Source organism: Parapedobacter flavus, from assembly GCF_035818675.1.
Classification (GTDB): domain Bacteria; phylum Bacteroidota; class Bacteroidia; order Sphingobacteriales; family Sphingobacteriaceae; genus Parapedobacter; species Parapedobacter flavus.
The window spans coordinates 1-26171 of record NZ_JAYKZZ010000036.1 but is presented as its reverse complement, the minus strand read 5'-3'; the positions used below and the strand labels follow the sequence as shown (position 1 = coordinate 26171).

The 26171-nt window shown below is 48.3% G+C and carries 22 protein-coding genes; 14 read left to right on the top strand and 8 right to left on the bottom strand.

Annotated features, from left to right (window positions below; translation table 11 throughout):
* Positions 1-759 precede the first annotated feature (759 nt).
* The 4 genes from U9S71_RS20125 to U9S71_RS20110 all read right to left on the bottom strand — a co-directional run bounded on the left by U9S71_RS20125 (position 760) and on the right by U9S71_RS20110 (position 3471).
* A complete protein-coding gene (locus tag U9S71_RS20125; protein ID WP_326329651.1) occupies positions 760-1404 on the bottom strand; it encodes a hypothetical protein in 645 nt (214 codons plus the stop codon).
* Positions 1405-1448: 44 nt separating this feature from the next.
* Positions 1449-2258, bottom strand: coding sequence for a hypothetical protein (locus U9S71_RS20120; protein ID WP_326329649.1), 810 nt, complete (start codon positions 2256-2258; stop codon positions 1449-1451).
* Positions 2259-2314: 56 nt separating this feature from the next.
* Positions 2315-2566: an AlbA family DNA-binding domain-containing protein gene (locus tag U9S71_RS20115; protein ID WP_326329648.1), complete on the bottom strand. Its 252-nt coding sequence runs from the start codon at positions 2564-2566 to the stop codon at positions 2315-2317.
* Positions 2567-2958: 392 nt separating this feature from the next.
* Positions 2959-3471, bottom strand: coding sequence for a helix-turn-helix domain-containing protein (locus U9S71_RS20110; protein ID WP_326329646.1), 513 nt, complete (start codon positions 3469-3471; stop codon positions 2959-2961).
* Between the two features lie 752 nt (positions 3472-4223).
* On the opposite strand from U9S71_RS20110, the gene U9S71_RS20105 reads away from it, so the two are divergent.
* From U9S71_RS20105 to U9S71_RS20095, 3 genes are read left to right on the top strand one after another with little or no spacing between them, the layout of a single operon-like run.
* A complete protein-coding gene (locus U9S71_RS20105) occupies positions 4224-5633 on the top strand; it encodes a TlpA disulfide reductase family protein (RefSeq protein WP_326329644.1) in 1410 nt (469 codons plus the stop codon).
* Entirely contained in the window at positions 5599-8628 is a 3030-nt protein-coding gene (locus U9S71_RS20100; RefSeq protein WP_326329642.1) for a SusC/RagA family TonB-linked outer membrane protein, read from the top strand. The genes U9S71_RS20105 and U9S71_RS20100 overlap by 35 nt, the downstream gene beginning before the upstream one ends.
* A 12-nt stretch (positions 8629-8640) precedes the next feature.
* Entirely contained in the window at positions 8641-9999 is a 1359-nt protein-coding gene (locus U9S71_RS20095; RefSeq protein ID WP_326329640.1) for a RagB/SusD family nutrient uptake outer membrane protein, read from the top strand.
* Positions 10000-10068: 69 nt separating this feature from the next.
* Here the strand turns inward: U9S71_RS20095 and U9S71_RS20090 are convergent, their stop codons facing one another.
* The 3 genes from U9S71_RS20090 to U9S71_RS20080 form a co-directional block, all read right to left on the bottom strand.
* Positions 10069-10401, bottom strand: coding sequence for a hypothetical protein (locus tag U9S71_RS20090; protein ID WP_326329639.1), 333 nt, complete (start codon positions 10399-10401; stop codon positions 10069-10071).
* Between the two features lie 217 nt (positions 10402-10618).
* Positions 10619-11068 (bottom strand): MauE/DoxX family redox-associated membrane protein, encoded by a 450-nt coding sequence (locus U9S71_RS20085; RefSeq protein WP_326329637.1) that lies wholly within the window; start codon positions 11066-11068, stop codon positions 10619-10621.
* 86 nt (positions 11069-11154) lie between these two features.
* On the bottom strand, positions 11155-12132 hold the full coding sequence (locus U9S71_RS20080; protein ID WP_326329635.1) for an AraC family transcriptional regulator: 978 nt from the start codon (positions 12130-12132) through the stop codon (positions 11155-11157).
* A gap of 410 nt (positions 12133-12542) precedes the next feature.
* On the opposite strand from U9S71_RS20080, the gene U9S71_RS20075 reads away from it, so the two are divergent.
* From U9S71_RS20075 to U9S71_RS20060, 4 genes are all read left to right on the top strand, one after another.
* Positions 12543-13400, top strand: coding sequence for a lysophospholipid acyltransferase family protein (locus U9S71_RS20075; RefSeq protein ID WP_326329633.1), 858 nt, complete (start codon positions 12543-12545; stop codon positions 13398-13400).
* Between the two features lie 108 nt (positions 13401-13508).
* A complete protein-coding gene (locus tag U9S71_RS20070) occupies positions 13509-14630 on the top strand; it encodes a GHKL domain-containing protein (RefSeq protein ID WP_326329631.1) in 1122 nt (373 codons plus the stop codon).
* Positions 14623-15414 carry a LytR/AlgR family response regulator transcription factor gene (locus tag U9S71_RS20065; RefSeq protein ID WP_326329630.1) on the top strand — a complete coding sequence of 264 codons (792 nt, stop codon included), beginning with the start codon at positions 14623-14625 and terminating at the stop codon, positions 15412-15414. The genes U9S71_RS20070 and U9S71_RS20065 overlap by 8 nt, the downstream gene beginning before the upstream one ends.
* 41 nt (positions 15415-15455) lie before the next feature.
* Positions 15456-15755, top strand: a complete 300-nt coding sequence (locus U9S71_RS20060) for a MerR family transcriptional regulator (protein WP_326329628.1) — start codon at positions 15456-15458, stop codon at positions 15753-15755.
* Between the two features lie 198 nt (positions 15756-15953).
* On the opposite strand, the gene U9S71_RS20055 is transcribed toward U9S71_RS20060, so the two are convergent.
* Positions 15954-16199 carry a hypothetical protein gene (locus U9S71_RS20055; protein WP_326329626.1) on the bottom strand — a complete coding sequence of 82 codons (246 nt, stop codon included), beginning with the start codon at positions 16197-16199 and terminating at the stop codon, positions 15954-15956.
* Positions 16200-16216: 17 nt separating this feature from the next.
* Here U9S71_RS20055 and U9S71_RS20050 point away from each other — a divergent pair, with 17 nt between their 5' ends.
* From U9S71_RS20050 to U9S71_RS20020, 7 genes are all read left to right on the top strand, one after another.
* Positions 16217-16921, top strand: coding sequence for a DUF6266 family protein (locus tag U9S71_RS20050; RefSeq protein ID WP_326329624.1), 705 nt, complete (start codon positions 16217-16219; stop codon positions 16919-16921).
* A gap of 67 nt (positions 16922-16988) precedes the next feature.
* Complete coding sequence (locus U9S71_RS20045; RefSeq protein ID WP_326329622.1) at positions 16989-17468, top strand: DUF5675 family protein; 480 nt, start codon at positions 16989-16991, stop codon at positions 17466-17468.
* A 133-nt stretch (positions 17469-17601) separates the two neighbouring features.
* Complete coding sequence (locus tag U9S71_RS20040; RefSeq protein WP_326329621.1) at positions 17602-17823, top strand: hypothetical protein; 222 nt, start codon at positions 17602-17604, stop codon at positions 17821-17823.
* Positions 17810-17983, top strand: a complete 174-nt coding sequence (locus U9S71_RS20035; protein WP_326329620.1) for a hypothetical protein — start codon at positions 17810-17812, stop codon at positions 17981-17983. The genes U9S71_RS20040 and U9S71_RS20035 overlap by 14 nt, the downstream gene beginning before the upstream one ends.
* A 205-nt stretch (positions 17984-18188) precedes the next feature.
* A complete protein-coding gene (locus U9S71_RS20030) occupies positions 18189-19757 on the top strand; it encodes a tetratricopeptide repeat protein (protein ID WP_326329619.1) in 1569 nt (522 codons plus the stop codon).
* Between the two features lie 386 nt (positions 19758-20143).
* Positions 20144-20788: a response regulator transcription factor gene (locus tag U9S71_RS20025; protein ID WP_326329618.1), complete on the top strand. Its 645-nt coding sequence runs from the start codon at positions 20144-20146 to the stop codon at positions 20786-20788.
* Positions 20789-20930: 142 nt separating this feature from the next.
* Positions 20931-26171 (top strand): Ig-like domain-containing protein (locus U9S71_RS20020; RefSeq protein ID WP_326329617.1); only part of this gene is annotated, 5241 nt, incomplete at its 3' end.

Below are 26171 nucleotides of genomic sequence, written 5' to 3'. Positions count from 1 at the left end.
TGTCGAGCATTACTTTTTGTTCCCTGATGAGATGAATTTTGTTGATGACCACTTCATCAGCAATCATCAAGGTTTTAATAGCATTAGTTTGGGTTTCCGGCATCGGCTGGTCATTCAGTTTGATATCATAATTTGAGATATCAAGTTTTACGTTTATTTCATTTTTCGATTGTTCTTTTAGCCTTCCCGATTAAGTCTAAGCATGGTCTTGCGTTGGCTACGCTAAAGGTAAAAACATTGTCGCTGAGTTCCAAATATTTGTATCCAAAAACTCGATTTCTTATATTAGCTTTTGGTATAGGTGCCGGTGGCACCGGTTCCCAGCCGGCCGCGGTACCGCTTTCATAGGAATACCACGCCCTGGTCTTGTTTGGTTTGACCGGGGCATTTTTTTTACGCCCCACATAATAATCCACCAGCTTCTTCGTTTTAGATTGTAGGTTTAGGTTGATAGCCCCTAACCCCATTGGGGCGGAGACCCGTTACTTACAAGAGTGACGGGTTTCTCTTTTTTAGCCCTCTTTCGTCACCTCATTGTCCTCTTAACACATTTTAACAAATTAATTGCAACAAAACGGGGCCGGCATGCGTTATACAAGTTCATAATTTAGGTTTATAATTGGTTAGTTTTGAAAGCCCCGATCCTCCCCGTTTCGGGGCTTTCTGTTTGCTCTGCATTATAGTCTTGTAGGTGGACCATCTTCAAGCGATACGCTTGTTTCAGGATCACCGATATAAAAAACCCGCACCTCCCCTTACCTATAGGCCATTATCGTTTGTCACGAAGGCAAATGTTTTGGTAATAACCTCAATTGGACCGAATGGTATGGAACGTATGTCTGACTTTATTAAGAGAATGGCCTTATCCCCATTTTTAATCCTCCAGTAAAGCGATATCGGGTATAAATCATTTTGGAAAATGGATTTTCGCCTTGAAAATGTCACTTCACTGAGATGTGAAAGTGGCGCATTCGGTCTGCAAACCAATGGCGTGTCCTCAATCACTTGACCGAATATCCCCAAAAGACGACGAAATGCTGAATAATCAGTACATATCGTGGAATCGACTCCGACAGCATTTAGAAATTCGGACAACTCATCTTGTAACGAGGCCACGAATGAAAGTTTTTTTTTAAGTGAGGGGTGACCGTCTAGATTATATTCACCGTGGACTTCGGCGTCGATAAGGAAATCGTTCAATTCACGAAGGAAAACCTGTACGGTAGCGTTGTTAAGCTGACTGTGCAGGGTCCAGTTTGCGCACATACGCAAATTCCAATACCCATCTATGCGTTGCTGTTCAATGTATTTTCTGATTTGCGCGAGCATGTAAATGCATTCCGCTTCGGACTCGATTCCTTTGGTTACGAGCGCCGCAATCTTTTCGAGAATGCTTTCCTTCATTTTATTTTAAATGGGTTTTATTGACAGGGCAAGGAATAACCATGTCATTTGGTTTCTTTTGATAGAAATGCTGCTCTCTTTATAACCCTGGCCTCAAATAGGGAATCATCAACGTCAATAGCACTAAGAACTAAAACATCCGTTATTTGAACCAGGTATAATAATAAGGCAGGCATCCTGCTATAGATATATTCCCATTGGGAATATATGTCGTCATAATTGCTGAAAATAAAGTTGAAATTTTGGGCGCCCGTCTGATTATTTTTATTCCTTGTTGTTGAAAGATGCAATGCTTTGTCAGACATATTGATTATGCTATCGGACAGTGCTTTGTTGAATATCCAATCGTTTATGTCATCTAATTTAAATACGGGCGTAGTTAGGTGTGTTAATGAAATTTCTATAAGTGCGTCCCTATCTTCTTTACTAATTGCCGCCGGATCAAAATCAGACTTCGTATTAAACAAGTCTATAAAGTCTTCTTCATAAAGCAATCGAAGCATGACAATCAGGTTATAGACAAAAGGCTTGCGAAGCAAAGCAAATGAAACAGTAAGCCTTTGTTTTAGAGAACAGGTTAATCCTTCCTGTATAAAATAGCACACATCCATTAACAACGAACGAATCACACTATTGCTGACAATGCTATCATGTTCATCTTTTTTGCCTATCCGTATTAGAAAATCAAAAATATGTTCGTTTGGCAGCAAATTATTTTTGTCAAGATTTATGGTTTTTTGCCTCAGATCACTATAATTCTCATCGGTAATAAATTCCTCTATTTGACCGATTAGAAACATACATACGTCATGTTTCCTATGAAACTCTTTTGGGAGAAATAAGTAATCTCTCATGTTATTGAATCCGAATTATTTAAATCGAGTACGTCCAGTCATTATCGGACTTGCTTTTATCCAACCATTTCATGCTGGATTCGGTCAATTTGTTCGCCATCCACTCCGACAGGTGGAAGCACGGGCTTTTCAGTTTTTCCCTCAACACCTATAATGACGTAACCAACGCCGATGTCCTCGATATTATTCGCAAATGCACAAATACTTCGGTAAATGGAGACAGGATTCCAGCCCTTCTTGTATTCGATACGGTCGCTTTCGACAGTTCTGCCGGAGAGCAAGTCATTTATGTTGATGTGTAATGGCATCCTACTTTTCATTAGTCCCAAACAATGCCTTAATCATGCTTAATTTATAAAATTTTTGAAATAGATTGTTTGACTGCCAAATTGTCTGTCTGTTGGTGAAAAAGTTACTTGATAACCGTTGGCTTCATTTAGTTTTTCAGTCGTCATTAATTACGTCTTTCGGTTGGGTTTACACTGTCGTCTAAACTTATCCACCAATTACTTCCTTACGGCAGCTCACTTCTCCAAATAATCTCTATACGCGAATATAGTAATCTGGGGAATCTGATCCCCGAAATGTTCATAGAAATGCAGGTCAATAAGGCCAAATGTCTACTTGTAAGTTCAGGGAGGAGGTCACGTTTGGAACTCTGAATTTTTCAGCTTCTTCTAAAAGCGAGTTAAGGGGATATTCATTTCTTTCTCGAATACACATTTGTGCCACCTTTCGTCGGATGTGGTTCAGTTTTAATCAAACGAGGCATACGCTTTAACGCGGTAGTCAAAGAGTTTCCTGAAATTTTCCATTCATAATTATCCTTAACGAATGTCACAATTTGGCGGCGCTCTTTTGGTGTATTTAAAAGATCAGTCTTTAACACTCTATATTTGATGATATATGGAATAGACGGTGTGCCACTTAAAGTAACATAAATTTCGGGTGAATTTTTATATAATTGAAGCAGTTTTTCTCTAAGGTTAGCGGGTGGTTTGAAACCACGTTTGCTTAATTTGTCGAGCCCAATAGTGGTAAAGCTCGCGATTTTATCGAGCGACACCACTTTAATTGGCTTATTTCTACTCTCAATATTTGTTAATGTGGCTCTGGAAATTCCAGCTAGTGATGCAAAGTCTTTTTGCGATAGGCCAATCGCATCACGTATTTCTGCAATATTTTCACCTATTATTTGACTTGAACTGTCCATCTAGCAAATGGACAAACACAAATAGTGACATTTTGACTAATAATTTATTATTTTTGGAATAATTTATTATGTTTGTGTCGTTGTAAATCAAATAGGTGTGCAAATTATAGTTGAAAATAAATAAGATGAAATAAAGGTATTAATAGTCTTGCAACTCCATTCTCAGGCCAAGTGGCAAGGCAGCAGATATAATACCTCACGCTTTCAATGGAAAATGCTAATTTTGCGTTTCATTGGAGTGTGGGGCTGCTGTTTCACCCGTCGCGACTAAAGGCCTGAGAATCTTCCGGAGTTACGGGATGCAGTCCCGCACTTTTTTTGTGGCTGTCTCTAAGCAAGGCTTGTTAAAGTGCAAGCCAATGAAACCAACAAAAAGAACTATTGGGTCTAAGCCAAACCAGCCTATCGAGGATAGGGAAGCGCGTAACTATTTCGCATCCAGTCCTTGGGAAATCTCCACGAGCAACCTTTATCGATCAATAGTGAAATGCCCAGTCTGAGTTAGTTCAAGAAGCGAAGTTAAACTAACTGATTTCTTACATCTAAATCAAACAAGAAATGAAGCAAAAATTACGCTTAGGGGATTGCTATGCCCTAACCAAACATAAACGAAAGCAATATACAATAATATATTTCAGCCTATTGGCTGTAGCAATGATCATGTGTTTGTATGCCCGCGCACAGTGCCTCGATCATTCGGGGCCTGTGCCTCCGGGCGTTTCAATCTTTTCTTTTTACCAAAACCAAAATCAATGATGTACTTAGAAAATCCAGACTGGCTATGGCCTAGTCTTACCCTGAAACTTGTCTTTATCCTGATCATCGCGGGGGTGGCCACACGTGGCAAAGCACAAACCTCCAACGTACCGCCAGTTGAAAAGGCAGAAATAACCGAGCCAATGCAGATGGGTAACCTGATACCCGACGAACTGTGGGACACACCGCTCACGTTGTGGAATGCCGCAAATGACCGCACCGAAACCATTACGCTTAATGATTACCGAGGTAAGGTGATCATTCTCGATTTCTGGGCTACGTGGTGCAAAAGCTGCATCGCGAATATGCCGCGCATGCATCAGCTGCAGGATCAATTCGAAGGAGATGTTGTTGTCTTGCCGGTTACTTATGAGAATCCAAACATCGTGTCCGCATTTCTGGAAAGGACGGCCGATACCGGCATGGTAGCGCTTCGGCAGTCATTTCAATCCATTGTGGCCGACAGTGTGATAAAGCGAACGTTCCCCAATCCGGACGGCTCCATTCCTTACTTCGCCATCGTCGCGAACACCGGTGTATTTACGGGCCTTACTATCCCGCCACAGATGAATGAACGGCTGCTCACCCGGCTGGTCAATAATGAAGAAACAGCTATCCCGCCGTTACAATCGGCACCCGAAACGCCGCTATTGGAGCGTTCCCCGCGGTATGCAGCCAATCGATTGAACAAGCCATTTTATTATTCCATGCTTTCGGGTTATATGGAGGGGTTTACTTACCCCGTAGGGCATACTGTCGATTCCATGAACCGACGAGTCCGTTTTTACAGCATTAATCAACCAATATTGCGATTGTATTCGCTTGCCCTCTCATCCCGTTTCCCGAGCGAGCCCAATAGGCGGATCATGTTGGTAGATTCTGCAAAACAATACGAATATCATCATCTCCGCAATGCAGGTTATGCCGAACGGAAACACAGTTATAGCTTTGAAGTCATTCTTCCACTGGGAGCAGTGAGAGATGGCATTCGGCCACATTTACTTATGCAACTAAATTCCGTAACCGGTTTAACAGGGTCACTGATAAAGCGCATAGTGCCGTGCTTGGTGATTAAGGAATCACATCAGGGTAAATTAAATACCGATAGCGGTAAGGTAATGAAAATGAAATCATTTGTAGGTCTATTAAACCGCCAGTACCAGAAGGCAATACCTCCTGTTATTAATGAAGCAGCATATCGTGGCAATATCAGTTTGCCCGCAGACTTCGATTTTACGGATATCGAATGGGCAAAGCAGGTACTCGCCAATCACGGCCTTTCTTTATATGAGGAACAACGCGAGTTGGAGCTGTTCGTTCTTTCCGATGGTGAATATGACCCTCAGCATGTTCCAATCGTTTTAGGCAAGTATGGATATGTCAGGGAGGGGCAACAGTATGAATAAGCTAGGAATAGTTTTATTGACTGGGATAGCTTATTTAATTCAGTCGGAGGATGTTTTGTCTAAACATAGATACCAAGTTAAAATTGACTCATTGCGGCGGGATACGGTCATACTGGAAGAAGTAAAGGTGTCTACCGGTTATCAGGTGCTCCCAGCAGAACGTGTTACAGGGTCCTTTGAACGAGTCGATTCCGCAGTGTTAAATAGGCAAATTACAACCGATGTGATTTCCAAACTCGATGGTGTACTGCCAGGGCTTATCTTTGATACGCGGGGTCCAGCAACCCAACTCCGTGTACGGGGATTAAGTACGCTGGGTACAACAGATAGCAGGCCGCTAATCGTCGTTGATAATTTTCCATACGAAGGCGATTTAAATACGCTTAATCCAAATGATATCGAGAGCGTGACGTTATTGAAAGATGCTGCCGCTGCTTCCATTTGGGGAGCAAGGGCTGGCAACGGCGTGTTGGTAATAACGACAAAGCAGGGGCGTTTTAACCAGTCGTTCAAGCTTTCTGCAACCAGCAATTTAACCCTACAAGAGAAGCCAGACTTGTTTTATGTTTCCCAGATCTCATCTTCTGATTTTATCGACAATGAGATCGTGTTATTTAACGCGGGGGTATACGACTCGCGTTTGATGGACGCCCGTTCATGGCCCGTGGTCACGCCGGTGGTAGAATTGCTAGATCAGCAACGTAACGGGACCATTTCAGAACCGGAGGCAGCAAGCCGAATCGACCAGTTACGACAGGTGGATCTCAGGAAAGAAATGCAAAATCATTTGTATAGGCAGTCATTAATGCAGCAATATGCGGTTAATCTGCAAGGAGGTGGAGATATCGTGGCTACATCTTTTTCAGCTGGTTTCGATAAAAATTCGGAAGCTGAACTCGGAAACGCATATAACAGGATTACATTGAGAAGCCAAATAAAGATGCGGCCGGTCAATCGGCTTCATGTAGCGATAGAAACAATGTATGCCCGGAGTTTGCAAACGAACAATCACCCAACTCCCATTTCCATGTCGGCGACAGGCGGAATGTATCCCTATGCAGCCCTGGCTGACGCACATGGAGAGCCCCTTCCTATTCCGCGTGACCGGCGACTTGGATACGCTGACACCGCCGGGAATGGTCAATTGTTGGATTGGCAATATAGGCCGTTGCAGGAACTTGATTTGGCCGACAATCAAAGTCGGTTACAGAATCTGTTGCTGAAAGCATCACTCCGATACCAACTGTCATCTTACTTTAGCGCAGACCTAATCGGACAATATCAGGATGAACGTATTCATGGCAGAAATTACCGTAGTGAGAGTTCGTACCTTACAAGGAACTTAATTAATGGCTATACACAACTGATGATGACGGGGCCGATAAGGCCGGTGCCGTTGGGTGGCATATTGGATAATACCGACAGTCGAAAATCCTCATATGCCGTGCGCGGACAGATTAATTATTCGCGAGATTGGTCTTCGGAACACAAACTTGCTATCATCGCGGGCGCGGAGGTGAGGCACGCAACAGGGTTGTCAAACCGATTGAGGCAATATGGTTATGATCCAGACCTACTGACCAGCCAGGGTGTGGATTATGCAAATCAGTATCCAGGGTTCACCAACCCGTCCAGCAGAAGCTTTATACCTTATCTCGACGGGAGCAACCGGGGAATTGAACGGTTTATATCATCCTACGGAAATGTGGCTTATACATTCAGAAACAGGTACGTGTTATCGGCGAGTGCTAGAAGAGATGCATCCAACCTCTTCGGTGTGGCTACTAACGATAAATGGTCACCATTCTGGTCAGCAGGGCTGGCATGGGATATTGCCCGAGAGCCCTTTTATAACTGGGGGTGGTTGTCCAAATTGAGATTGCGGATGACTTACGGTTACAGTGGTAACGTTGACAACAACCGAGCAGCAGTTACTACCATTGAGTACCGCGGGTTTACACCTATCGGTCGGTTGCCGTACGCGTTGGTAAACAATCCACCCAATCCGCAATTGCGTTGGGAAAATATAGGTACTTGGAATTCCGGTATCGACTTCACCAGCAGAAACGGCTTTTTTTCAGGCAGTATTGAATATTACATTAAAACCGCCTCGGATTTAATCTATGCAGTGGTTGCCGACCCGACGACGGGTTACGGCGCGTTGGTAAGAAATAGTGCGTCAATAAGCAATCGCGGTATAGATGCTTCCGTGCATGCGAGAGTAGGGGAGCGGGCAGTCAGGTGGGAGGGAAGTATGCTGTATTCTTACAACCATAACGAACTTACCAAACATGATTACGAGCCGCCAAGTTTTAGCAGCCTGGTGGGGGCGGGTAAAGGTATCTCCGCGTTTGTAGGGCGTACGCCATACGCATTGGTCAGTTATCGGTTTAACGGGTTGGATCCGGAGAGTGGTGACCCATTGGGTTATCTAAATGGCGAAGTTTCGAAAGACTACCGCAATATAACGCGGAATGCAACAGAAAAAGACGTCGTCTTTCATGGATCCACATTACCCACACACTTCGGTGCTTTGCGGAATACCCTTACATGGAAGAATTTATCAATATCGGCGAACATTACTTATCGGCTAGGGTATTATTTTCGACGGCCTACCATTAATTACGCGGGGTTTCTGGGCGGCAATACCATTGTTTTGCATGGCGATTATTATAAACGTTGGCAACAGCGGGGCGATGAATTGTCGACAACGGTACCTTCTATGTTAATTCCAGGGGATTCCCGCAGGGACAATTTTTACCAAGACTCTGAAGCTACCGTTGAACGTGGTGACCATTTCCGGCTGCAGGATGTCAACATCAGCTACTCATTCATCCCGCGTCAAATCAAACTTCCCTTCCGGCAAATCACAGCCACATTATATGCGCGTAACCTTGGATTGATTTGGAAGGCAAGCAAATCGTACCAAGATCCGGATCATCAAAATTTCAGACCGACAAGCAGCATATCGGCCGGATTTACAATAGATTTTTAAAATATTCGAATAATGAAAAGAAAAATTATATATTGGAGCTGGATGGCGATTGTGGCGCTATTTTGCTCATGCCAAGAATTTTTATCAGAAAAACCTAGTTCGTCACTGGCCGTACCTAATACTTTGAAAGATTTGCAGGCAATCATCGATTACCAAGCAAGGATGAATGCTTATTACCCACCCAGCGGTGATATTGGGGCAGACTACTATTATCTAAGGGACGCCGATTGGCAAGCCCGCCCTGAGTATGCGCGGGATACGTATACCTGGCAGCCGACGGTAGAAATTGAGCAAGATTGGAGTACAGCATATAATAGGATTTTTCATACCAACGTAGTTTTGGAGGCTATAGACGACGTTTCATTAGGTGGGATGACGGAGGCCGATCGTAGGCATATCAAAGGGAGTGCGTTGTTTCTTAGGGGGTGGACCTATTTGCAATTAGCACAATTGTTTGTACCACCATATCTTCCAGGAGATGAAGATTCACCCTACGGGATTCCAATTAGGTTGATTGCCGATATCAATGCGAAAACCGTTCGGGCAACGGTAGGCGAAACCTATCAGCAAATTGCTTCTGATTTAAAAGAGGCTGCAAATTTATTGCCTGATCGCGCTTTGCTGGCTACTCGTCCTTCAAAACCGGCAGCATTTGGTGCGTTATCGCGGGCGTACCTTTCGATGGGGAACTATGAGGAAGCGCTGCATTATGCAAACTTGGTTATGACATTGAAAAATGACTTGATTGACTATAATACGCTAAATACTAGCGACAATAATCCATTTCGGGAATTGAACGACGAGGTGTTATTTCATGCAACACTTCTTGGTGTCTCGGCGGCGCTTATCCCTTCCATAGCGCGCGTGGACACCAATTTATATCGTTCGTATACCGATACGGATTTACGGAAAGAATTATTTTATTTTGAACGCTCGGATGGTAGCATTCAATTTAAAGCGTCGTATGACGGAAGCTCTGCCGGTACATTTTCGGGTCTGGCGACGGACGAGGTGTACCTTACGAAAGCCGAAAGCCTAATCCGCTTGGGCCGGATAGCAGAAGGGATGGAAACGTTGGATGAACTGTTGCAAACGCGTTGGGCGGGGGGAACCTATCAGACCCGGCAATGGGAAGGCGAGGACGATGCGTTAGCCCGGGTGTTAGAAGAGCGACGAAAACAACTTGCATTTCGAGGTGGTATCCGGTGGATGGATTTACGACGACTTAATACCGATCCACGGTTTCAAACTACGTTGAATCGGGTTGTAGAAGGAAATGTATTTACCTTGCCCCCTCAAGATAAACGTTACACGTTTTTAATTCCGAGCTCTGTAATTCAACAAAGTGGGATCGAACAAAACCCACGATAATAAATACGGGTACAGCTGCTGGCTGTACCCGTTCTCTTTGCAGTTATTTCCATCTTTTAGCTGCCTATTTTACTCAATGCTAGAATACGGGCCAAACGTGATGTCGTCGTGTGGCTCATTGTCTTCCAGCGCTTCCCTGAGCGTAGGATCATCATCCAGATTAGGGAAGTTGCCACTCGCCGGAGCTTTAATAGCACAAACTGTAGACACACCTTGACAATTCGATTCCTGACCGTTTGCTAACGTATAAGCAGTTTCATCATCAGGATCTCCCAATAAAGGATTATACAACCACATCGTGGTGCTTGATGTACTCAGAGCCTGCACCGCGGCTTTGCCAACGAACACTGTGAACGCCAGCAACAACGCTACCAAGGGTAGCTGCTTACTTAATTTTACCATAGTATTATTTATTTAAATGGTCACTTAGCGGATGGCTTGCATCCCTCAAACGATTTGTGAATCCTGCCCTCCGGCAGCCGGTGAAGGGGTCGAGTTTTAACCTTCCTTTTTTTCCATTCTTGGTTCGTAAACCGCTCCGTGGTACAAGACCCTCCGCTGTAGTGATTTGCCGAACTAGCTACGCCCGGCGTCCGTATACGGATATCGTTGTCGGCCGTCAGCCTACGGCTGCGGCTTCTTTTTGTTCAATTGTATTTGCGCTTCGGTGGTGAAGTACGGCACCCGTTACGGCAATTACCGCAAGACCGATGTTTACCCAAAAATGTGCGGTCCATGATAGGCCGCTGAAGAGTTTGCCGCAGGCACAGACCACCTCCCCGTATGGTTCTGATGCCGCATAAGCCGTATAGCCGGCAAATGCCAGCAATATCGCCGCCGAAGCCCAAAGACCCCAACGTACCGTGCGCCAATGAGCAAGTAGCCCTACTAAGACCAACTCACCGATGGGCAACCCCCATTCCAATACATCCTTTGCCCATCCAGGCAGCGGCTGCTTAGACAGCTGGATACGGAATACGGTATGGTACCATACTTTCTCCATGCCGGTAAGAAAGAAGAGCACGATGAGGATGATGGTGATGACGAGTATGGAATTTGCTGCTTTCATAGTACGAAGGAAGGGCAAAAAACGACTGATGTAACTAACCGAAAAGTTATCCGTTCAGCTATTTTCCCGATGATTTGTCAATCGGGTCAATGCTGCTGGCGAAAAGCCATCGGCGTTAGGCCGGTTTCACGCTTAAACGCGCGAATAAGGCTTTCCGCATACATAAAGCCCACCTGCTCGGCAATGGTAGTTAGGGGCAGATCGGTATCCAGCAGCAGGAGTTTGGCGGCATGGATGCGTTGCATACGTACGGCCTCGGCGATCGTCGTGCCGTAACGCGCTGCATACGCCTGCCGAAGCTTGGCAGGAGTGCATCCGAATTGCCGCGAAATAGTTTTGAATCGCATGGGGTATTTTTCCGCGTAATGTGCTTCGATGTGCGCCTGCACACTGTCGAGCATGGCATTGTTGGAGATCCCGGTGGGTAGTTGCTGCAGCCGCTCGTGGTAAAGGCCCAATAACCGAGCGAGGTAAACCTTCAATGCGCCATCCAACTCGTCGCCCCGCTTAGGGCAGTTCCGGATACGCTGGAGCGTTCGCCGCTCGTCTTGCAGCATCGTAGCTTCGTTAAGACACAGCACATGGCGGCCGTTGTTTTTCCAAGCGTTTATCAGCGGATGCAATAGGGTGTTTTGCCGCGTGAGCCAGACCAGATAGCCGTAGGGAAAGGCTACAACTAACGTTTCGTGCTTGCCGGGGGGCAGGTTGAAGAGGTAAGTGCCAGCTGGAAGATAACACCCGCAATAGTGGTCTTTTACCAGTTGGAACGGTGTTCCGCCGTGGAGCAAACGATGGATACGGCCTTTAAGCTGGTACACGAACAGCGCCTGCCCCGCGGCAACCTGCAGGCGCATGGTCTGCCCGCGTGCCGCATCTGCGGTAAATACATTTAGGCTGAATTGCCAGCCTGCCACCAATTGAGTATGCAGCGTGGCCTCCGAGTGATCCAAAAGGCTGTACTTCGCGTATGGGAGCAAGTAGTCGCTCTCCTTTACCGGACCAAGTAGTGCTTTGGCTGGCCGATCCGGAGCCTGCGCAAAGCTGATCGTTATTGTCGTTTCCATACCCCAAATCTGATTAGGATCGTTATAAGGAAAAGCTATTCTGTATAGAATCACGCGGTGTGATGACGAACGAGCCCGGTACACGGCCCAACGCGTTCGTCCGCTCAGACCGATCGTTCGTCCCGTGAAAAGGTGATTCCATTTTAGATTCCCCATAAAGTTAGCCCGTGTATGCATGTTTGCCCCTGTCGACACGATTATTCCAATGGCCAAAGGAAGCAGGGGATTCCGAAAACCTGAGTGATAGAGTAGGATAAATCTAAAAGAATGGAAACGATGGAAAATTCATTGGAGTTTATTCCCATTTTCGATGACGATCCGAAGTGTGACACCTGGGTCATCTAGTCGGACAAGGCGGTGCTACCTGAAAAAGGGGCACCGCTTTCCTATCACGTTTCTACAACTGAAAAATGAAAACAACTTACCTGCAACAATTGGAAACTATTGCCCAAAAAATAGAAAAGATAACCGTAACGCGCGATGAAACGTGGTATCGCCGGTATGCCGTGTTTAGCACAAACCTGGGCCTGATGATGCCCCAAATACCCGTGGCTAACCATATTGAGCTATTTAAGCAGACCGTTCGGAACCAATGCTGGGCAAAGGAAGAAGAAAACCATGTGGCCGCCATGGACTTTTTAATGCATGGCGGGGCAACGGAGGCGATAACGGGTTTACGCCATCAACCTGCCGTTATCTGCACCTTTCATACCGGTTCATACCGGCTGCTTGGCCATATGTTGGCCCAGATGGGCGTGCCGTTCGCCTTGCTGGTGGCTTCCGATATCGCGAGCAAGCAGGGCTATGCATTCAGGGAATCCTTCAAAACCTATAGCGATGCCGATACCCCTGCTTTTGACATCATCGACGCGGAGTCTCCCGCATCGGCATTGAAAATGATGCGATGCTTGCGCAACGGCGTGTCATTACTCACTTATGCAGACGGAAACACGGGGGCTGGCAATCAGCAAACGAGTACCGTGCCGGTTTCGTTTATGGAGGGTACGCTGCATGTCCGGCAAGGGTTGCCGTGGTTGGCACTCAAAGCCCGCGTACCGTTACTTACCATCCATTGCCTGCGGGGAGACCAGGGCCAGGTTTTATTTAAGTTGGGGGAAAACGTACTCGAATCGCTGTATGGTGAGCCGATAGCGTTGGCCTCCGCACGGGCCATGCAGCATATTTACGCGGATTTGGCTGCCCAAATCAAAGATTGTCCCTGGCAATGGGAAACCTGGCTTTACCTCCATCGCTTCATTTTAGCGTAAAATAATTGTGATAATGGCAAGCTCGCACGGCCATTAAGCGGGTAAGTTTATCGATTTTGTTAATTTCAACGGAATTTTTTTCTATACCAGTTTAAACACAAACCGATTATGATTCCTATCTCGTTGAGTAAACTCGAGTATAAACGTGCGCTTACCCATCTCAAATGGTGGCTGCTATACGGAGCGCTTATGTCATTTATTAACATCTGGGGAAAGCCTTTATATTACGTATTTGGCTTTATTTCAGTCTGTTTGCTCATCGCTGCGGTTTTCTATGCCTTGCTGGGTATTCATAGGCATGCCTCGGCTATCTACCAACCAATGCTTTATTTAGCGGTGACCGTATGCATGCAGTGGCTGCTATTCTTATTGTTGTACATGGGGCTGCCCCGGTTGGGCATCATGTTGCCGTTCGCAGGCAAAGATCCGAGCGTTGGCAAATTCCTGCTTTTCGGATTCAATATTTTCTTCGACATCGTCTTAGCTGCCATTGCATATGTTAAACATGTAAAAGCAATACACGCGCTGAAAGAACAGCTACGCCTCGCAACAGAACTTCATGCCAAGGAGTTAGCAAGCATCCGAGCTGAAAAGCAAAGGGTTGAACGGGAACTGCAAATGCGTAAGTCGGAGAGTGCGCGGTGGGTGTCAACCCTTAATGCGCATACGCTAGGCAATGCATATAATGCAATTTATAAAACGTTAATGAGTAACGAGAAAGTAGCGGATGGCTTTTTGGGGTTAAAAGCCATGTACGATTACGTGCTGAAAAACGCACCGGGCCACTCCGGGATGGTACCCATCGAGGGCGAGATCGGTATGCTGAAGACCTGGATCCGGGTATTTAAAATAGGGCATGAATTGGCGCAGGTCGATATCGAGATCGCACCTGACGTCCCACAAATCGAGTTGCCTTCCTTTACATTCATCGTTTTTATTGAGAATTCGTTCGAGCACGGGTACCATGCGGATGGTAACCACCCCATTCGCATCCGGATAGACAGCGACCATCAATTCGTTCTTTTCACCATCAGCAACAAGAAGCGGAAGAGCAAAAGCCGTAGTCCGCTGAAAGCAAACAGGCCTCCCGGCCTCGGCATTAAGGGGATAAAACAGCGATTGCAACTTGCCGACATCCCCTTTGATCTGGAAATTCAGGACGACGTAGAGCAAGGTGTTTACGCCGCCACATTAGCTATTGATTACAGTAAATCACCGAACTATGAATAATTCTTCCCATACGTTACAGATTGTAATTGTCGACGACCAACAAGCTGCCATCGACGTTATTGAAGCCCAAGCGGCGAAATGTGAACATGTGTTTGTCGCGTTGGCCACTACCGACGCGTTTGAGGCCATCCGCTTCTGCCGTAAAAATCGCGTAGACGCGGTTTTTTTAGACATACGGATGGATGTGATGGACGGATTTGAGTTCATTGAGCAATTGCGCGATCCGCCACCGATTGTGTTCACCACGGCGTACGAGGAATTCGCCGTTGAGAGCTATGAGGTCGGAGTGATCGATTATTTGATTAAACCTGTGGATTTTGGCCAGTTCGCCCGCGCCATACAGCGGGTTGAAGCGACATCGCTTGTAAAAGAGCTAAAGGCGCCGCCAACCAACGACGATGGCGAACCACGCATCGCATTAAAGGTTGAGCACAAAGCCGTAGTAATCGATTTGAAGGATATTATCCTGCTGGAAGCAAACAGAAATTTGACCGTGGTACGTGTGCTGGGTGAAAGCTACTGTTTTGACAACCACGAAAGAATCATCGGTAGGCGCGTTGATACCCTTAACGTGAACATGCCGTTTGGCCAATTATACAACGCCTTGCCACATCCGCAGTTTACGCGTGTGCACAGGAGCTTTGCTGTGGCATTGGACATGGTCCATGAGTTCCATGGTGGTTTTTTGAAACTAAATCATCTGCCCCACCGGCATATTTCGGTATCACAGCAATACCAGTCATTTTTAGCTCAGCTGCTGGGGCAGCGCTGGGAATCAAAATAGTCTATATATGTTTAACATTTTAATTCAAAAACGAGGTCTTTATGGAAAACAATCCCTATCTGTCTTACCCAAATCACGGTAACGGCTCGGCAGCAGCCGTCTTAGCTTTACTCAACTTGCTCGCTGAGCTGCTTAAACGGCTGCTGGCCGGCCTGGGCAATCCGGCACACCGCCACGGGCTGCTGCTCCCGGAAGAGGTGACCACCATGCTGCGCATCAGCAACCGAACGCTGCGACGCTATGGTGAGCTGGATATCCTGCGGCCGCTCAAAATTGGCGGTATGCGCTACTACCTGATGAGCGATATCATTGCGTCGGGAAAAAGCGACGGCACCGGTTGATACCTGGCCGGAATGGAAAATAAGCTGCCGCGCCACATGGCCGGCAGTTTTTTTTTCACCTGATCCTTACCCTTTGCTTACCAATTGCCTAGACCTGCCTTAGTACTAGGTTACCATTTCCTTACCTATTCCTTACCTCTGCTTTACCTATTCCTTACCTCCGCCTTACCTATTCCTTACCTCCGCCTTACCTATTCCTTACCAACGGGGTAAAGAAAAGGTAAACGAAGGGTAACCCAGGGGTAGGGCAGGTATATCCCCACGGTAGCAATCCGGCCAATTACGGACACTTCCGGCCAATGGCGGCCAATGGCGGACACGGGGCTTTTCCAGCCCTTTCCGCTGCCTATGTTTGTTTCCGGAAACGGCATGTACCGGTACGAAAACGAAGGAATTAACGCCAGCTGCCCCCGCCGATTCCGGCAGCAGGCACGATGTGAACATTTTTATTAAAAAGTATTATGGGAAGTTTTAGTAGAGGAATCCATGGCGGATTCTCAGGAAAAGTAGGAAACGTGGTAGGCGCCCACTGGCGCGGCATCGATTACATGCGCAGCCTGCCGCGCGTAAGCAAGGGGAGGCCCGTCACCGAGGAGCAGCTGATGCACCGGGTGCGGTTCGCCGCAGCGGTGGCGTTTGCCAAACCGATCAGCTATGTGTTCAATGTGGGGTATGGCAAGCTGGCCAGGCAGAAGCTGTCGGGCTATAACCTGGCGGTCCGGCAGATCTACAAAGAGGCCATCGTCGGCGAATACCCGGACATCTCGGTAGACCCGGCATTGGTCCGCATCAGCGGGGGCGACCTGGTGCGGCCGCGTAACCCGCTGGTGGAGGCGCTGGCCGGGCAGGTGCTGCGCGTAGCATGGATCAACAACACGCGGCCACGCACCAAGTCAGATCATAGCGACCAGGCTATCGTGGTGGCATACAACCCCGCCAAAGCAGAGTACCACTACGATATCGGCAGCGCCACGCGCCTCGACGAGGAGCTGATGCTGGAGTTACCCGACTATTTCGCGGGCGATGAGGTGCACGTGTATTTCGGCATGGTGAGCAAAACGGGTGGCATAGCCTGCAACAGCCTGTACCTGGGTATGGTAGCGGTAACCGGCGGCACAGCCCCGGATTCGGGAGGGGAAGAACCTGAACCGGAACCCGAACCATAGTCCACTTCAGCAGCGGGGTGGGGAAGACCCCGCTGCTTATTTAATCACATCAAGCGTTGAATAAGAAATGTCTTTAAGCAACAAGATCATCCGCGTGGCCGAGGGGAAGCACAGTACCCTCAGTCACCTCTACATCGGCGGCCTGTTCTGCTGCTACCTGCTGGAAGATAGGGTGCGTGACCACAAGGTGCCGGGAGAGACGGCGATCCCACCCGGCAACTATGGCCTCTCGCTCAACCACTGGGCGGGCATGAACGGCGACTACGCCAAACGATACCCTGCATTCCACGAGGGCATGGTCGAAATCATCGAAATCCCCAATTACCAGCTGGTGTTCTTCCACACGGGCAACAACCATACCCACACGCGTGGCTGCCCGCTTACGGGTTCCTACTGGGAGCTGGTGAACGGTGACTACAAAGTAAGGGGCTCCCGTGTGGCCTACGAATTCGTCTACCCGAAATTGGTGGCCGAGATTAAGAAGGGTAATGATAGATTGATGGTTTTAACGGCTGACCACGCCGCGACTGGGAACTTCGTCCCCTAGGCCGTGAATGAATGTGTTTAAACTATCGCACCGCGACTGGGTGCAAGCACCCTAGGCCGCTTGCGCGATAGTTTAAAACACAAAGGGAGATAGGAAGGAAAGCAAATAGCAAACAGCAAAAAAGCAAACAACAATGAAAAACACGAAAACAGTCGGTCTCCCAGAGGAGAAACCGACACTTTATGACCGGATCAAGGAAACGCTGGCCGTGGCCAGCCAATTGGTAATCGCCTCACCGGTGAAGCTGCCGCCCAAGGTGGTAGTGGTAGCCCGGTACCTCGCCCTGGCACTGGGCGTGCTGGAGGCGGTGGAAAGTGGCTTGCGAAAGGAGGGGGGAGCCGATGAAGATGAATAGCGCGCAGCTAGGTATCGGCACAGGCGGCGGTATGCTGCTCAGCGTGGTGGCACAGCTGGGCATGCACGACATGGTCAAAACCGCCGTGCTGGCCGCAATCGGCGCGGTGGTGAGCTTCGCGGTAACGTGGGCACTGCAGCGGTGGCGTAGGAGCCGGTAAGGTGCGGGAGGCTGCCTGCTGTAAAAACAGGACGGCAGCCTCTTTTTGATTTCTTTGTATAATTTTCGTTGCTTTATTAGCAATCGTATTTGTTTTTTGCCATTTTTGTGGATGAATAGTATCATTTTACTTAGCCTTAATTTGACCACTTATTCCCGCACGTTAGCTTACATTTTTTCCGTTCCATCCCGATATTTTGCTATTAATGAAACATCTGCTATTCTATTTCGTAACCTTCTTGTTAGCAAGTACACGAGTTTTAGGCCAATCGGCCGACCGCGATGATTTTAACCGATCATTCCTAGAAATTTATATGCATAGGGCAAGTGTAGATGTAGCCAGCGCACTTAAGGCTGCCGATTCACTTTATCAAAGCGCCCAAAACGATGTGCACCGACTCCGATCGCTGATGCTTATTTCCGATATGCACCACCGGTTGGCAAACAGGGATTCGTCCATCCATTATGTGAGAAAGGCGGAACACATCGCTCAAAAAATAAGAAACTATATCTGGCTTGCCCGCATCTATGGCGTATTATCAACGCAGTATCGGGAAACCGGGCTTTTTTCAGAAGGTAAAAGATGCTTGGAGAAAGGGCTTGAAGCCATTGTACATGTAGAAGACTCCAATTTCGTAAACCAATTCAAAGGGAACGCTTTCCAGGAATTGGGCCTTTATGCAATGGAGGAAAAGAAATATGAAGACGCCATACCCCATTTAAAAAGGTCGGAAGCCATTTTTTCCACGCTCCCGGATAGCGTGGTAAGGAACTTCGGGCTGGCACAAGCTCATGAACGGCTGGGCGTATGCTACCTGGAATTGGAAATGATCGACTCCGCCGAAACCCATTTTAGAAACGCGTTGGCATTCGAACATAACGCATCGCAAGCCGATACGCCAGTGAAAGGATTTATTTATGCCGGGCTGGGGCGTGTACACCTGGCCGAAGGTAACTATCAGCAGGCCGACTCCTGTTTTCAAAGGGCATTACCCATAGCCGAGACTAGCGGATTGCCAAACCTTAAAATAAGTGTATACAAAGGGCTCAGTGCGTATTACCACGCCGTAGACAACGGCGAAGCGTACCGCCATTATAGCGAGAAGTTCTTAGCCGAAATGCAGCGTAATGTAACCAACCATAAACAATATGCAGACCATATACTGGCGCGTATCCAAATGGAGATTACTGAAATGGCGGCTTCAAACCGCGTAATCGGGGTAACGTCTACCATTTTCGTGGCGTTGAGTGGAATTGGCATGGCGTTGTATATCCGGAAGCAAAAGCGGAACCAGCGGCGCTTCAAATTGCTTACACAAGCTGCCACGCAAGAGCCGCCATTGGAACGGCCCATCACGGCGGCGCCAGACAAACCATCGGACACCGAAAAAGACCTGATGCCTGAAGCTACGCAAAAGGATTTGCTCAAGAAGCTGGAGCGGTTTGAACGGTCGCATCAATTCCGTGACCGGAACATATCGATAGCCGTGTTGGCAGGGAAGATGCGCACCAACACCAAGTACCTTTCCTTTATCATCAATACCTACCGGAATAAAGATTTCAATAGCTACGTCAACGATCTCCGGATAAACTACATCATAGCGAAGATGAAGGAAGATGATAAGTACCTGAATTATAAGATCAGCTATCTCGCTGAAGAGTGCGGCTTTGCCACACACAGTCAGTTTACGAAAGTATTCAAGAGTGTGGCGGGCATGTCGCCGTCTGCCTTTATGGAATGCATGAAGAGAAACCCCGACCAATCCGAGGGCTAAGAAATACGTTTTATTCTTAGTGGCGGTTATTGCCTAATAATTAACTTACGGTCAGTAAATTAGGTTTTAGCGATTGCTTTCGATATTCCGTAATATGACAAGACAAAACCTTTACCTTACCAGAAAGCTTCGCTATTTTTGGTTCGCTATAAACGCTGATCGATACCCGACACAGATTTAATTTAACAGATAGTTATGAAAAGTAATCTTTACGTATTTCCACTTAACGAATAGAAGATAACAGAAACATCTACCACTTTTTTTCATTGCATGCTCCCTATGGCCTACCGGCTTCGCTCCGGGCTCAAATATTGGGCGGTTCTACCCACTCCAATGGTTTCGGTCAAATGAAGCAAGCTACCCTGATATTTTGAAAAGAACCTTTTATGTCAATTCATGTTGCTATTGCCGATGACCACAGTGCTGTTAGGTTAGGTGTCAAATACCTCGTTAACGAATGGATGCCGGAAAGTATCGTTCACCTTGCCGGCGACTTACCTGCATTGCTACGGATATTGTCGGCTGAAACGGTGGATATTATCGTTTTGGACATCAATATCTCGGGGGGGAATAATTTCCAAATGATTCCGATGATCCGGAATTTCCAAGCAGGCGCGCGGATATTGATATTCTCGGCGTATGAAGAGGGTGTATATGCATTACGATGCATCGATTCGGGCGCCGACGGATACATACAGAAAGACAGGGAGGAAGAGGATATCAAAGAAGCGCTCAATACCGTATATGCGGGTAAAAAATATGTAAGCGATGGCCTGCGGGATCAACTCCTGCAAAGCAGGCTAAGTCAAGGAAATGCGTTGCTGAGCAACCCGATTGCCCACTTGACGAATAGGGAACTCGAGGTAGGCCGTTTATTGACTGAAGGAATGGGGGTGGGGCAGATCGCCAAAACCTTATTTATCCATACATCCACCGTAGGTACCTATAAAAGTAAGATTTTCGATAAGCTGAATGTCCGGAATATAAAGGAATTGATGGATGCCTTTAAGATGGAAAATGTATGGCCATAGAAAATTTTCTATCCCTACCCATCGTTTTTTTCGACTGATATTTAAAAAATACACGATTGACCGATGATGACCAAACGGATACTTTTGTTTCCATAAACAAAGACATCTGCTACCGATGAACTTCTTTAATCTGCTCTTTCCCATGAAAAAAATCTTACTTGCGCTTTTTTCCCTTTTCATTACTGTTCAACTTCAGGCTGCCGATTATTATTGGGTAGGTGGTGGCGGTAATTGGAGCGACTTGAATGGCCATTGGCGGCTGGGTAGCCCCACCGGCGGTATACCAAGCATCGTACCCGCTGCCGGAGACAACGTGTTCTTTGGAAGTTATAGCGGCTTTACGGCAGGCAGCGGCACGGTTACGTTGGATGCCAATGCGTTTTGTGCCAACATGACCTGGGAAAGCGATGTGCCGAACAACCCCATTTTGGCCCGTACGGGCTCAAATACGCTGTATATATATGGCAATCTGGTGTTAGCACCAACGGTTACGTACGAGGATGTGGTCGATGTGGAGTTTGCGGGGAATAATCCCGGTACACTGACAACTAACGGGCCCATAGCCGATATCTTGAACCTTGAAATCAATAAACCCGGAAGCGGCTTGACGCTGATGGATGATTTGATATACACCGTAGGGGGAACCATCCTAAACCAATATGGTCTTACACTGACGGCGGGTTATTTGGATGCGTCGGATAAGAATGTAGCTGTATATAGTTTCTGGAGTGAAAACAGCAATCCCCGGCATTTGGACATCACGGGAGGCAGGCTGAGTGTCTTGCGGAATTTTTATTTTAGGGGGACGAATAAGACCATAGCGGCAGCAGCGTCATACGTCCAGGTAGGTATCCGGTTAGTCACGGACGGTGGGGAGTTCGACGAAGTGGAGGCGATGTCTGATAGTCCTAACAACGACCTTTTTTCGGTATATAACACCACATTCCGGAAATTGACGTTCAGCCACCCTTCCGCTACTTCCAATGCGCGTATCCATGCCAACAATACGGTGGATTCGCTGATTTTTATGGGTCAGGGTGTCGTCCGGGCCGGGAACAACACAATCGAGCACCTATCTATTGCGGGTAATGCCACAATCGGTGGTGCAAACAATATTATTCAGTATGCGGAAATTGGCGGGACAACGGATTTCATAGAAAACGGGGGCCATGTAATCGATACCCTGTTAACGGCACCCAACAAGAATATCTATGTTACCAGGACAATTACCATTAATAAATATTTCCGCGCTGGCGGAGAACCGTGCGACGGGTTTACGGAAATAACCGGCTATTCGGGAGGCACAATCCATTTTGCCGACGGCGCAGAGATAGAGATTGATAACGTATTGTTGACCGGACTCTCGGCAACGGGCAGTATGACGCCATTAACGGTCAATGGCATTGATAATGAAGGAAACAACGGCTTTATCTTCAATACGCCTCCTGCTACTACCCGTACCCTGTATTGGGTAGGCGGTGCAGGCGATTGGAATGATCGCAACCATTGGAGCGAAAGCAGCGGTGGTCCTGGGGGGGCTTGTATCCCGTTCATCGGCGACAATGTAGTGTTTGACGACAACAGCGAATTAAATACAGGCGGTACGGTAGCGACGAGCGGCAATACGTATTGTCACGACATGACATGGGCAGCGAGTATAACGGGCAATCCGGTATTTGCCGTAAATGGTAATTTTCTGATGCAGGTGTATGGTTCGGTAGTCATGAGCCCGCGTGTTACGATGAATGCGAGGCTCGATATGCGAGGCACTGAGGATGCTACTGTTACAACGAATGGAAATCAAGCGGGAACTAATCGCCTCCTGATTCGGAAAGAAGCAGGAGGCGGTGTGACGCTCCTTGACGATTGGCGGAACACGGCGGGCATTTTTCAACTGAACGTTGGATATCTCGATATCGCCGGTCGGACGGTCGATATCAATATTTTTACCAGTAATACAAACGGTAACCGGAATGTGAACATGCAGGATGCGGATATTACCGTAAATCGGTGGGAATATCGAGGAAACAATAAAACCCTGGATGCTGACAGTTCCCATCTCTCCATTGGAACCTCGGTTTATATGGCAAATGTGCTACTGCAGTATGACGTGGTTGACATTTCCAGCGGCTCCTTAAACGAGGACAATTTTCTGATTGATGGCGCAGGTTTCAGGAAATTGACTTTCAGCAATCCATCGCTGACAACCGTCGCTCGTATTGGTGCAAACAACGTCATCGAGCGATTGGAATTCAAGGGGCAGGGAGCTATTGCGGGCACCGGGAACATGATTGACTCGTTGATAACCGGCGAAAACCGTAATTTCTGGTTTGGGAGCGCAACCACCAATACAATCAATGAATATTTTAAGGCAGTGCATCCCGACTGTAGCGGATTGGGCGAAATCCGTAGCCTTGGCTCGAGCAGTACGGTGGTTTTCGGCGCCGATGCCGAGGTAGAGATCGCCAACGTGTACATGGAAAAAATCACCGCCACCGGTGCGGGTGGCACGCTCACGCTTCCCATTACCTTTTCTGGCGCTGATGCGGGAGGTAATGCGGGCTGGAACATCGTTGCATCCGATGGCGATGCCCGCTACTGGGTAGGTGGCGCTGGCGATTGGAACGATGCGTCGCATTGGAGTACCACGTCTGGGGGGCCAGGTGGCGCTTGTATCCCTACCGTTGCCAATGACGTCTATTTTGATGCCAATAGCGGTTTCGGAACAGCAGCAGCCGCGAGAAGGATCACCGTCAATAACGGTAACGCCTATTTCCGCAATATGGATTGGACCGGCGCCGCTAATAATCCCGTTTTAAGCAAAGCAGCGGCCTGGAACATGGAGGCGTGGGGTGAAAGCGTGGTGCTGAACCCCGCTACCACACTGAATGCGATCATCCAATTCCGCGGGCCGCAAGAAGCCACGATAACCGGGCAGGCACTGGGTGATCTTGATTTTGAACTCCGCAAACCGGGTGGACAACTGGTGATCGGGAATGATTATAACAACAACCAAACGGATATCTTCTTGTACGAAGGCTCACTGGATGCTACCGACATCGCTTTGACCATCCGCTCCGTCGATAACGAAGAAAGGAACAACGTGATCGCCGTTGATATCACAGGAAGTACCATCCAGGCGACGAGCCATTGGCGGTTCAATGGCGGGGCGTCAAACCGTTCGCTAAACGCGGCGGGCTCGGTGATAACCTCCAATCAGTTGCTTGCCGACGGATTCGCATACGATCAGGTAATGGTAGGCGGGACTGTGGCCAATCATGGTCGGTTTTCGAATATTACGGCTACCAAAATTGTATTTACCGATGTTGCCGTAGCCTCGCAGATTGGTATCAATGGTACCAATAACCAATTGGACACGGTGGAGTTCAAAGGTGGTGGCGGGATTTACGGCGCCAACAACACCATAGGTACCTTGATATTTTTCCCCGGCGGTCGTTATACCCTTACGGCCGGCACCAATACCACGGTTACCGGCGATTGGTTTGGGAGCGGTACACCCTGCAAGCTCACGGAAATCGTGAGCAGCGGCTCGACGAACGCAACGGTAACGAAGACCTCGGGCAACGTGGATTTCGATTACGTCCGTTTTCAACGGATAACGGCCACCGGTGGTGCAGCGTTCACGGCGGGTTCGCACAGCCAGGATCTGGGCGGCAGCACGGGCTGGGACATCGCGCCTTATGACGGTGCTTCGCAGATTGAGGGATTGGGACCGGATGTCAGCCTCAGCGATGCCGAATTCCCGTATACGATTTCAACGGCTGGCTTCTTCGGCTCGCCATTGTCCCAATATGAGTGGAGCAAGGATGGCGTGGTCATCGGCACGGGCAATGAATTGGTGGTTACAGAGCCCGGCGAATATTCCATTAAAGTGGACTTCCCCGACGGTTGTACGGTAACGGATGAAATTGTGATCTCGCTTGATGTCGCCGATCTGGTGACGGTAAAGACGTTGAAGGACGTTGCACAAGCGTCTTACGTGCCGGGCGAGGAGGTGGTCTACACCATCACCATCACCAATAACGGGCCGGACGACGCGGTGGACGTGTCGGTTGCCGATGAAGCCCCAGAGGGGACAGCAATTAGCGGCTGGACCGCAACGGCAACCTCGGGGACGGTCGATTTGCCTAACGCATCGGGTACCGGAAACCTTTCGGAAACCATTTCGCTGCTACCCAACGGAGCGGTAGTGGTCTATGAAGTAACCTTGGCTACCGGTTCCGGAATGACGGCGGATTTGAGCAATACCGTGGAAGTTACTTCAATAACGCCCGATCCCGAACCGGGTTGTGATGCTTGCACAACGGCGCCATTGCCCGCGGCGCCCATCGCTGCACTTTCGGTAACCAAAGAATTGGCGGATGATACCCAGCAAGGCTATATCCCAGGTGAGGATGTCGTCTACCTCATTACGGTCACCAACGACGGACCGAGCGATGCCCGGGAAGTGATTGTGGAAGACACGGCACCTGCAGGCTCCACGATTGGTAGCTGGACAGCTACGGTAACAACTGGCGAGGTCACATTACCCAGCACTTCCGGTACGGATGCACTCAGCGAGACCATCGCCGCGTTGCCCAGCGGTGCCGTCGTTTCCTATGAAGTGACGGTGCAGACATCCGATGCCGTGGCGGACGACCTCGTCAATACCGCCACGGTGACGAGCGATACGGAAGATCCGGATGAGGCCGACAATACTGCGATTACGGTGGGCTTGCCCGCGGTTCCGGACGCACCGGTCAGCGGCGGTGATCAGGAGGAGTGTGCCGAAAGCCCCGTGCAGACATTGACGGCAACGGCAACTGTTCCGGCAGGCATAACCATCGTTTGGTACGATGCCGCCACTGGGGGTAATGTGGTTCCAGCTCCTGCATTGAATGCCATCGGAACGATTACCTATTATGCCCAGGCACAAAGCGAATCATTGGCTAGCCTGTCGAGGACCGCAGTCACATTGACCATTAACGAACTGCCTGATGTGGTAATCACGGATCCTGCCATAGCGTGCGTAGGCACAACGATAGACCTCACGGCAGCGGCCGTCACAGCGAGCAGCGATGCCGGCCTGACGTATACCTACCACACCGATGCGGCGGGTATGGTGGCATTGGATAATCCGGACGCGATAGCGGTATCCGGCACGTATTACATCAAGGGCACCAGCCCCGAGACGGGCTGCAGTGTGACCATGCCGGTTACCGTGCAATTCGTGGACCGCCCAGTGGTAACGGTTACGCATCCTGATTGCGCACCGGGGGCTACAGGTTCAATTACCATCACCGAGCCACTTGGGGCAGGGTTCGAGTATTCGATCAACGGCGTGGACTACCAGTCGGAGCCATTGTTTGACGCGTTGGCTCCG

Coding starts and splice junctions, on each gene's coding strand:
- U9S71_RS20085 (WP_326329637.1), bottom strand. CDS start 11,068: ATGAAAGCAGCAAATTCCATACTCGTCATCACCATCATCCTCATCGTG.
- U9S71_RS20095 (WP_326329640.1), top strand. CDS start 8,641: ATGAAAAGAAAAATTATATATTGGAGCTGGATGGCGATTGTGGCGCTA.
- U9S71_RS20055 (WP_326329626.1), bottom strand. CDS start 16,199: ATGTTCACATCGTGCCTGCTGCCGGAATCGGCGGGGGCAGCTGGCGTT.
- U9S71_RS20105 (WP_326329644.1), top strand. CDS start 4,224: ATGATGTACTTAGAAAATCCAGACTGGCTATGGCCTAGTCTTACCCTG.
- U9S71_RS20120 (WP_326329649.1), bottom strand. CDS start 2,258: ATGAGAGATTACTTATTTCTCCCAAAAGAGTTTCATAGGAAACATGAC.
- U9S71_RS20110 (WP_326329646.1), bottom strand. CDS start 3,471: ATGGACAGTTCAAGTCAAATAATAGGTGAAAATATTGCAGAAATACGT.
- U9S71_RS20060 (WP_326329628.1), top strand. CDS start 15,456: ATGGAAAACAATCCCTATCTGTCTTACCCAAATCACGGTAACGGCTCG.
- U9S71_RS20045 (WP_326329622.1), top strand. CDS start 16,989: ATGTCTTTAAGCAACAAGATCATCCGCGTGGCCGAGGGGAAGCACAGT.
- U9S71_RS20075 (WP_326329633.1), top strand. CDS start 12,543: ATGAAAACAACTTACCTGCAACAATTGGAAACTATTGCCCAAAAAATA.
- U9S71_RS20070 (WP_326329631.1), top strand. CDS start 13,509: ATGATTCCTATCTCGTTGAGTAAACTCGAGTATAAACGTGCGCTTACC.
- U9S71_RS20080 (WP_326329635.1), bottom strand. CDS start 12,132: ATGGAAACGACAATAACGATCAGCTTTGCGCAGGCTCCGGATCGGCCA.
- U9S71_RS20040 (WP_326329621.1), top strand. CDS start 17,602: ATGAAAAACACGAAAACAGTCGGTCTCCCAGAGGAGAAACCGACACTT.
- U9S71_RS20065 (WP_326329630.1), top strand. CDS start 14,623: ATGAATAATTCTTCCCATACGTTACAGATTGTAATTGTCGACGACCAA.
- U9S71_RS20030 (WP_326329619.1), top strand. CDS start 18,189: ATGAAACATCTGCTATTCTATTTCGTAACCTTCTTGTTAGCAAGTACA.
- U9S71_RS20125 (WP_326329651.1), bottom strand. CDS start 1,404: ATGAAGGAAAGCATTCTCGAAAAGATTGCGGCGCTCGTAACCAAAGGA.
- U9S71_RS20090 (WP_326329639.1), bottom strand. CDS start 10,401: ATGGTAAAATTAAGTAAGCAGCTACCCTTGGTAGCGTTGTTGCTGGCG.
- U9S71_RS20100 (WP_326329642.1), top strand. CDS start 5,599: ATGGATATGTCAGGGAGGGGCAACAGTATGAATAAGCTAGGAATAGTT.
- U9S71_RS20050 (WP_326329624.1), top strand. CDS start 16,217: ATGGGAAGTTTTAGTAGAGGAATCCATGGCGGATTCTCAGGAAAAGTA.
- U9S71_RS20035 (WP_326329620.1), top strand. CDS start 17,810: ATGAAGATGAATAGCGCGCAGCTAGGTATCGGCACAGGCGGCGGTATG.
- U9S71_RS20115 (WP_326329648.1), bottom strand. CDS start 2,566: ATGCCATTACACATCAACATAAATGACTTGCTCTCCGGCAGAACTGTC.
- U9S71_RS20025 (WP_326329618.1), top strand. CDS start 20,144: ATGTCAATTCATGTTGCTATTGCCGATGACCACAGTGCTGTTAGGTTA.